At 34.8% G+C, this 7,683-nt stretch carries 10 protein-coding genes; 4 read left to right on the top strand and 6 right to left on the bottom strand.

Annotated features, from left to right (window positions below; all coding sequences use genetic code 11):
- Nucleotides 1-62: 62 nt before the first annotated feature.
- The 3 genes from BFA01S_RS20150 to BFA01S_RS20140 all read right to left on the bottom strand — a co-directional run bounded on the left by BFA01S_RS20150 (nucleotide 63) and on the right by BFA01S_RS20140 (nucleotide 2,588).
- A complete protein-coding gene (locus BFA01S_RS20150; RefSeq protein WP_066235188.1) occupies nucleotides 63-1,205 on the bottom strand; it encodes a glycosyltransferase family 4 protein in 1,143 nt (380 codons plus the stop codon).
- Nucleotides 1,206-1,241: 36 nt separating this feature from the next.
- Nucleotides 1,242-1,796 (bottom strand): phosphatase PAP2 family protein, encoded by a 555-nt coding sequence (locus BFA01S_RS20145; protein WP_174521614.1) that lies wholly within the window; start codon nucleotides 1,794-1,796, stop codon nucleotides 1,242-1,244.
- Between the two features lie 273 nt (nucleotides 1,797-2,069).
- Nucleotides 2,070-2,588 carry a gamma carbonic anhydrase gene (locus tag BFA01S_RS20140; protein WP_066235184.1) on the bottom strand — a complete coding sequence of 173 codons (519 nt, stop codon included), beginning with the start codon at nucleotides 2,586-2,588 and terminating at the stop codon, nucleotides 2,070-2,072.
- Nucleotides 2,589-2,812: 224 nt separating this feature from the next.
- On the opposite strand from BFA01S_RS20140, the gene BFA01S_RS20135 reads away from it, so the two are divergent.
- A complete protein-coding gene (locus BFA01S_RS20135) occupies nucleotides 2,813-3,592 on the top strand; it encodes an alpha/beta hydrolase (protein ID WP_066235182.1) in 780 nt (259 codons plus the stop codon).
- A gap of 86 nt (nucleotides 3,593-3,678) precedes the next feature.
- A complete protein-coding gene (locus BFA01S_RS20130) occupies nucleotides 3,679-4,758 on the top strand; it encodes a tetraprenyl-beta-curcumene synthase family protein (protein WP_066235180.1) in 1,080 nt (359 codons plus the stop codon).
- Between the two features lie 20 nt (nucleotides 4,759-4,778).
- On the opposite strand, the gene mnmM is transcribed toward BFA01S_RS20130, so the two are convergent.
- Together mnmM and mnmL are read right to left on the bottom strand one after the other, a co-directional pair.
- A complete protein-coding gene (mnmM, locus tag BFA01S_RS20125; protein ID WP_066235178.1) occupies nucleotides 4,779-5,351 on the bottom strand; it encodes a tRNA 5-(aminomethyl)-2-thiouridylate-methyltransferase MnmM in 573 nt (190 codons plus the stop codon).
- Nucleotides 5,348-6,313, bottom strand: a complete 966-nt coding sequence (mnmL, locus tag BFA01S_RS20120) for a tRNA modification radical SAM protein MnmL/YtqA (RefSeq protein WP_066235176.1) — start codon at nucleotides 6,311-6,313, stop codon at nucleotides 5,348-5,350. Before mnmL ends, mnmM begins: the two co-directional genes overlap by 4 nt.
- A 179-nt stretch (nucleotides 6,314-6,492) precedes the next feature.
- Between mnmL and BFA01S_RS20115 the strand changes: the two genes are divergently transcribed.
- Nucleotides 6,493-6,756, top strand: coding sequence for a YtzC family protein (locus BFA01S_RS20115; RefSeq protein WP_066235173.1), 264 nt, complete (start codon nucleotides 6,493-6,495; stop codon nucleotides 6,754-6,756).
- A gap of 13 nt (nucleotides 6,757-6,769) precedes the next feature.
- Entirely contained in the window at nucleotides 6,770-6,931 is a 162-nt protein-coding gene (locus BFA01S_RS20110) for a glycogen biosynthesis protein GlgD (RefSeq protein ID WP_066235171.1), read from the top strand.
- A 128-nt stretch (nucleotides 6,932-7,059) separates the two neighbouring features.
- On the opposite strand, the gene BFA01S_RS20105 is transcribed toward BFA01S_RS20110, so the two are convergent.
- The gene (locus BFA01S_RS20105) at nucleotides 7,060-7,584 is read right to left on the bottom strand and encodes a YcxB family protein (RefSeq protein ID WP_066235170.1); all 525 of its coding nucleotides are present in this window, start codon (nucleotides 7,582-7,584) and stop codon (nucleotides 7,060-7,062) included.
- Nucleotides 7,585-7,683 lie beyond the last annotated feature (99 nt).

Below are 7,683 nucleotides of genomic sequence, written 5' to 3'. Positions count from 1 at the left end.
CGACAGGGCCTTTCAGCTTTTAAGACTTATTAGGGACTTATTGAACAGTCCCATTTCATTTTCTAAGCATATCGTTCTATCTCAGTACTTTCAATAACTTCTTTATATTCATCCAGCAGCCCATTAAAAATAGAATCCCATGTCTGAGTTAATGCATATTTATATGCCTGGTTAGACATTTGCAGTTGTAGTGTAGGATTTGTAAGTAACGTAATAATAGCATTCGAAAACTGGTCAATATTTTTCGGTTCGCATAAGTAACCAGTGCGCCCTTGCTGGATAATATTTTTAACACCTCCTGAATTGGCACCAATTACAGGTGTCCCTGTTGCATGAGCTTCTAAAACAACGTTTCCAAAAGTTTCAGTAGGTGATGGGAAAACAAATAAATCTGAACTTGCATATACTTTTGCAAGATCTTCTCCTGTTAAGTAACCGGCAAATGTCATATTTGCTGGTGCCTGATTCATCATTTCTTCCTTTGAAGGACCGTCTCCAACGATTAGCCAGTGAACATTTTTACGAATTGCTTCCGGCAGCTTATGTGATAGCTGAAGTAATGTATCAATATCTTTTTCCGGAGCAAGTCTGCCAACATATGATAATAAGAATTTCTCTTTTATATTGTATTTTTGAGCTACGTCATCTGTTGAATAATGTGGATGAAATATATTGCAATCAACACCGCGTCCCCAAATATAAAGATTTTTAAATTTTTGTTTTCGGAGCTGTTCTAATGTTTCTTGTGAAGGAACAAAGATTTTTTCGAAAGAGCGATGAAACCAATGCATATATTTCCATAAAATTTTCGAAAAAATTTGCAAGTCATAATAACTTAAGTATTGATCAAAATCTGTATGATAAGAACCAACTAGTGGAATATTTAATTTTTTAGCATAATGAATACCACATAAACCTATATTAAAAGGAGTTGCAACATGAATGAGATCAGGCTTAAAATGCTGCAATTTAGCCTTTACCTGGATCATGTTCGGCAAAGCTAACCGGCATTCCGGATATAGAAAAAAAGGCATGCTCGTAAATCGGTGAATATGGCTGGAAAACAGGCTTTCCTTCGTACTTTCAGGTGCAAAGACGATAAATTCATGACCGTTTGATTCAAGATAATCAGTAAATCTTTTTAATGTACGGGCAACTCCATTAACATCAGGTGCAAAAGTATCTGTAAAAATAGCAATTTTCATTCGTATCCCCCCAAATACTTGAAAAGCTAAATATACTTAGAATAGGAAAGCATTTGGAAAATAATTGCCGATTGAAAGCATGGCAATGGTTCCTGATGATGTACCTAAGAAACAGCCGGCTAATACATCTGAAGGATAGTGCAAGCCTAAATACATTCTTGAAATACCGACACTTGCACCAATTGGCAGTAAAATAACAGCTAAGGCGGGCATTAAAATAATAAAAGGGATAATGATTGCAAAAATAGCTGTCGTATGTCCAGAAGGAAAGGAATGATCCTCCAATGGATTTTGTGGAACTTTTGTTTCAGAAAGCATAATATAAGGTCGTTTACGAGGATATAATTTTTTAACTATTGCTACCGGAATATGGCTAATCAAAAGTGAAACAGCGGCGGCAATGGCTGTAAGCCGAATAGAGTTATTTGTTAGAAAAATTAAAAATAGTATGGCTGATATAGTTGCAGTTGCTCCACCTATATGCGTAATATTACGAAAATAAAAATTAAGAAATTTTCTATCAAAATGCTGATTCACTCTTCGGAATAATTTGCATTCAAACTCATAAAAATTTGTTAGTAATTTCGTCATCATAGCTGGAACTCTCCTTTTTCATCCCCTTTAGTATTATTTTAGTTTAGAAATATTTAGTTAATAATAAGAATATGTAAAAGTTTTTTATGTAATTTTAATGAATTATTAATTTTTTATGAAAAGGAGAAAAAAGCTCAAGAAACGACAACTCATTTGAAGAATGAGAGATGCCGTTTTTGAGCTGATATTTATGTTTGATTTTGCAGATTAGTGGAAATTAAAAAAGACAGCGTATTAAGTATTATGAGGGTGAAAACATGTAGTTAAAAGTTAATCTGTTTTCTTCAATAATTTATAATATTGACCTTTCTCTACATATTCTTTTCGAATTCTAGCCATATCTTTTATATCATCATCATTTAATTCACGAATAACTTTTGCAGGTCTTCCAAATGCTAAACTGTTAGGCGGGATTTTTTTACCTTGAGGAACTAAACTTCCCGCACCGATAAAGGCACCTTCACCAATTTCTGCACCGTCAAGGATAATGGAGCCCATTCCAATTAAAGCATTTTTGTGGATGATTGAACTGTGTAAAATAACACTATGACCGACTGTTACATCATCTTCAATAATAAGTGGGCTATTTGGACTTTGATGGAGACAGCATAAGTCTTGGATATTAACACGATTTCCGATTATTGTCGGAGCGACATCTCCGCGAATAACAGTTTGAAACCAAATGCTCGTATCGTCACCTATCGTAACATCACCTGTAATTGTTACATAGTCAGCGATATAAGCAGTAGTTGAGATAGTTGGAAACTTGCCTTTATAAGGATAGATCATGTTCGACATTCCTTTCTAATTTAGATAAAATGAAAATTTAAACATCGGATAGTTTGTACATTTAGTATGATAGTTTGTTGTACTAAAATTTGTTTTATAAGCGGTTCATGCTTGATATAAAGATAGTTAGAAATAGAAATTTACTGCCTGTTAATCGTAATAGAATTAATATTATTTTAGTACAGTATGTCATTAGTGTCGAACTTGAAAGGAGTAAAGCAGCTATGTGGAAATGGGAAGCAGATAATCCTAAAGGAGTTATTATCATTGTTCATGGTGCGGCGGAACATCATGGGCGTTATAAATGGTTAACAGAGATGTGGAGATCATCAGGTTATCATGTCATTATAGGAGATCTTCCAGGTCAGGGGACAACATCAAGAATACGGGGCCATATTAGCTCGTTTGATGAGTATATAGACGTAGTTACTGCATGGATAACAGAGGGGAAAAAATTTGGACTTCCGATTTTTTTGTTAGGACATAGCATGGGGGGCCTCATTTTGATCCGTTCTTTACAAAGAAAGCATCAGTCTGTAAATGGAGTTATTTTGTCATCTCCATGTTTAGGAATTATTTATAAGCCGAATAAAGCGATTAATTTTATTTCTAAAGGATTAAATGTTTTAGCACCATCATTTAAAGTTGATTCAAATTTAAGTGTGGAACTTGCGACTAGAAATGACCTTGTCCGTATGCAAGATGAAAACGATTCTTTATATGTAACAAAGGTTTCTGTGAGATGGTACCGGGAATTAGTCGATGCGATGGAGCTTGCACATGAGGAGGTAAAGAAATTTGCTGATATTCCACTTCTTGTTATGCAAAGCGGAACGGATAAAATAGTTGATAAAGCGAAAGTGAAATCGTGGTTTAATAAAGTTGATATTCATGAAAAAACGTATAAAGAATGGAAAGGGCTCTATCATGAAATATTTAATGAGCCTGAGAGAGAGGAAGTTTTCGAAGCAGCAAGACGATTTGTAGAAGGGCATTTAAACTAAAGCTTTCGACATTTAAGCCATTTAACTGTAAGATAAATAATAGTTATTAGTTACAGTAGGTTAAAACAGAGTTAGAGGTGAAATCCTTGAATGTACCAGGGCATCCAATAAGTTTAATGAGAAAAGTTTATCGTGACGTATTTCCAATTGTTCATAAATATATAAAAAAATGGCGTGAAAAAGCTGAACAAATTCCAAATGATGAACTAAGAGAGCAGGCACTGGCAAGCATTGATTCAAAAGGTTTTCATTGTGAAGGCGGAGGAATATTAGCACTTATTGCAAGGGAGCATAAAAGCAAATGTGTAGAGTTTATCGTTGCTTACCAGACAATCAGTGATTATTTAGATAATTTATGTGATCGCAGTACATCTCTTGATCCAGCTGACTTCAGGGCACTGCATCAATCAATGCTTGATGCGTTGACTGTCGGTGCACAATGTGAAAATTATTATCGCTTCAGAGAAGATCAAGAAGATGGAGGCTATCTTCATGAACTAGTGAATACATGCCGAAAAGTATTAAGAGAACTTGAACATTATCCGTTAATTTCAAAGTATTTAATTGAATTATGTTCTTATTATTGTGATTTGCAAGTACATAAGCATGTGAAAAAGGAAGAAAGAGTCCCGCGTTTGGAAAATTGGTTTGAAGATTACAGGGGCAATTTTCCGAAAATGGAATGGTATGAATTTTCTGCCTGCACTGGATCAACACTAGGGATTTTCTGTCTGGTTGCATACGGTTTTAATGAGGATTTTAATAAAGAAATGGCAATGAAAATTCGGGAGAGCTATTTTCCTTATATACAAGGGCTTCATATTCTACTCGATTATTTAATCGATCAGGAAGAGGATAGATTAGGTGGAGATTTAAATTTTTGTAATTATTACGATTCTGAAGCAGTGATGATGGAAAGACTCCAGTATTTTGTGGAAAAAGCGGATAATCATTTAGACGGAATTCCACATGAAAGCTTTCATAAATTAATTAACCGCGGCTTATTAGGTGTATATTTATCAGACGAAAAGGTAACATCTAAAAAGGAATTATCGGGACTTGCAAAAAAGCTTATTAAGCTGGGCGGACCGACATCTTACTTCTTTTATTTAAATGGGCGAGCATACAGAGCTATCCAAAGACTTCCTTGGAAAAGAAGCTCCTAAAAAAAAGATAGCAGAAAATGCTATCTTTTTTCAATTGCAATAATAAATGGTGGATTATTTTTTTGATTTAAAAATTTATATTCAAGTACATGTGCAGTAGCCTGATCAATGTCTTTTACATATTGAAGCAGTGCATCCCGTTCAATTTGTCCTTCTTCATGTCCGTGATAAATAACGATAACGATAATCGCTTCTTTTTTCATTATATGAAGTAATTGACTGACAGCAGCAATCGTTGAATCGGGTTTTGTAACAATCGTTTTATTACCGCCAGGCAAATAACCTAAATTAAAAATAGCTGCGGCAATTGTTCCATGATTTGCAGCTGGAATATTTGATTCAATATGTTCATGACTGCATTTAAAAAGAGTTACACGATCAGTTATATTTTTCTCTTCTAATTTTAGTTTTGTCTCTTGAATGGCTTCTTCTTGAATATCAAAACCGTATACACGTCCATTTTCTCCGACAAGCTCTGCTAAATATAAAGTATCGTGACCATTACCGAGTGTCGCGTCAACGACATGATCCCCTTCTTCAACAGCTGTTTTAAGCAATGTTCTTGCAAAAGGTAAAATACGTTCTAATTTCATGAGATATTCACACGTTCTTTCTTGAAGAATTTTCCTTGATAACTATTTCTTCTCTTTAATTCTGCATCAATGGCATTCAACACATTCCATTTATCAACACTCCACATCGGTCCAATCATAAGATCGATCGGCCCGTCACCAGTAATTCGATGGACAACCATTTCAGGAGGGAGTATTTCAAGCTGGTCACAGACAAGATTGATGTAGTTTTCAAATGATAAAAATTCAAGCGTTCCTTTCTCATATTGCTTTACCATAGGTGTTCCCTTTAATAAATGAAGCAAATGGATTTTAATTCCCTGTACATCGAGATTTGCAACAGCCCGGGCTGTTTCCATCATCATTTCATTATTTTCGAGCGGCAAACCGTTAATAATATGAGAGCAGATACGAATTCCATGTTTACGGAGTTTTTCAACACCTTTAGCATAACAGTCGAAATCATGAGCGCGATTAATGAGCAATGCTGTTCTTTCATGCACTGTTTGCAAGCCTAGTTCCACCCAAAGATATACTCGTTCATTTAATTCGGCCAAGTATTCTACAACATCGTCTGGAAGGCAGTCAGGCCGTGTTGCAATAGAAAGTGCAACGACATCTTCAAGTCCCAGTACTGTTTCATATTTCTCACGGAGAATATGGACCGGGGCATGTGTATTTGTATAAGCTTGAAAATAAGCCATATACTTTCCATCTTTCCATTTCTTATGCATTTTTTCTTTTATATCATTAAATTGAGTCACTAAATCATCAGCACGATTACCTGCAAAATCACCAGACCCTGCCACACTGCAGAACGTACAGCCGCCATGAGCGACAGTGCCATCACGATTAGGGCAATCAAAGCCTCCATCTAAGGCTACTTTAAACACTTTATGTCCAAAATGCTTGCGTAAATGATAATTCCAAGTATGATAACGTTTATTATCTGAAGCATATGGAAACGGATTGACCTGATTCAAGTCAGACCCCTCCTTATTTTAAAATAATTAACTCATGAAAGAATTTTAGCATGCGGGGAAGAAGAAAGCCAAACCAAAATAAAACTGCCAATAATTAAATTATTAATTTTAAAGGAAATGAGAAAAATAAAAGCGAGGAAGCTAAAAATGCTCCATATTGTTCTAAAGGGGGTTTTACGGTGGCAACGAGACAATCAGTTGATGAGCATTTACAACAAAGTACAGACGCATATGAATATGCAAAAGAACAATATAAAATAGCCTCACAGCAGGAACATTACAATGAATTAGAATATACAGATGCACAGCAAATGCTTGAAGATGCTGTAAATGATCTGAATAAATTAACATTAAGCTCTAATGATCAGCAAAGGGAACAGCTTTATCGAATGAGGCTGCAGCTGCAAGATTTGCAAAATGATATGACTTTATTAAGACATTAAGGGGTGCAGCATTTTGAAAAAGCGTTCAAAGCAAAATAATCCAGAGCAGAAAACAAAAAATGGCATCAACAGTAATGATCTTGAACTAGGACAGGATTTTGATCCTGTGAAAGAAGCGAAGAAAAATAATTCCAAAAAAGGGCAGCCGATTAAGTCTAAGCAGAGAACAGAATAGAGAAAAAGGGATTTTTCGATAAGTCCCTATTAAGGTTTAAAAGCTGAAAGGCCCTGTCGCTAAATCCTTGATTTTACTGGATTTTCACAACAGGGCCTTTCAGCAGGATGTTCCAAAAGGGGTGTTTGTTACCTTTTTGGAACATCCTCTTTTTTAGATTGAATATAGTTTTTTATTTCCTCGACATCCTTTAGCGCTCTTTTTGGCAGTATGTATGCACTTACTGAGCTGTTGTAAAGATAGAAATAGTCATCATCCTCTTTAAACATTTCAATACCAGACCAAGTAACTTTCGTTTCACTGTTTGCTGTAGAATCCACGATCTCCTCTTCAGTCATTATCATATGATGATCCCCTAATAAACCGTCATTTCTGCCTTCTTTTATCATTTTTTTCACTTGACGAATAATAAGACTGTAAAAATATTTTGGATAAAAAATAATCCATAAAATGCTTAAAATGAAAAAAATAATGAATAGTCCGAGAAATGGTTCATCTAAAAAGACGGAAAGGATGTAAGACAAAATCAGAAAGAAAATAGGTGTTAAAAACCTTTGCATACTTAACGCTCTACTTGTTGTTTTCGAATTTTTAATATGGAATAAATTGAAATGTAAATAGTCTTCTTCAGTTAAATGGTATTTTATTTCCATCTTTATTTTCCTCTTTTCTTATTTTCTTTTTATTCATATTACCAAAATTCCAAAAGAAAAGAATAATTTATCTCAGCCTTAACGAGCAGTAAGCCTCTC

This window comes from Metabacillus fastidiosus NBRC 101226, assembly GCF_001591625.1.
Taxonomy (GTDB): Bacteria; Bacillota; Bacilli; order Bacillales; family Bacillaceae; genus Metabacillus; species Metabacillus fastidiosus.
The sequence above is the reverse complement of the archived record's forward strand: the minus strand, read 5'-3'. Positions and strand labels throughout refer to the sequence as shown.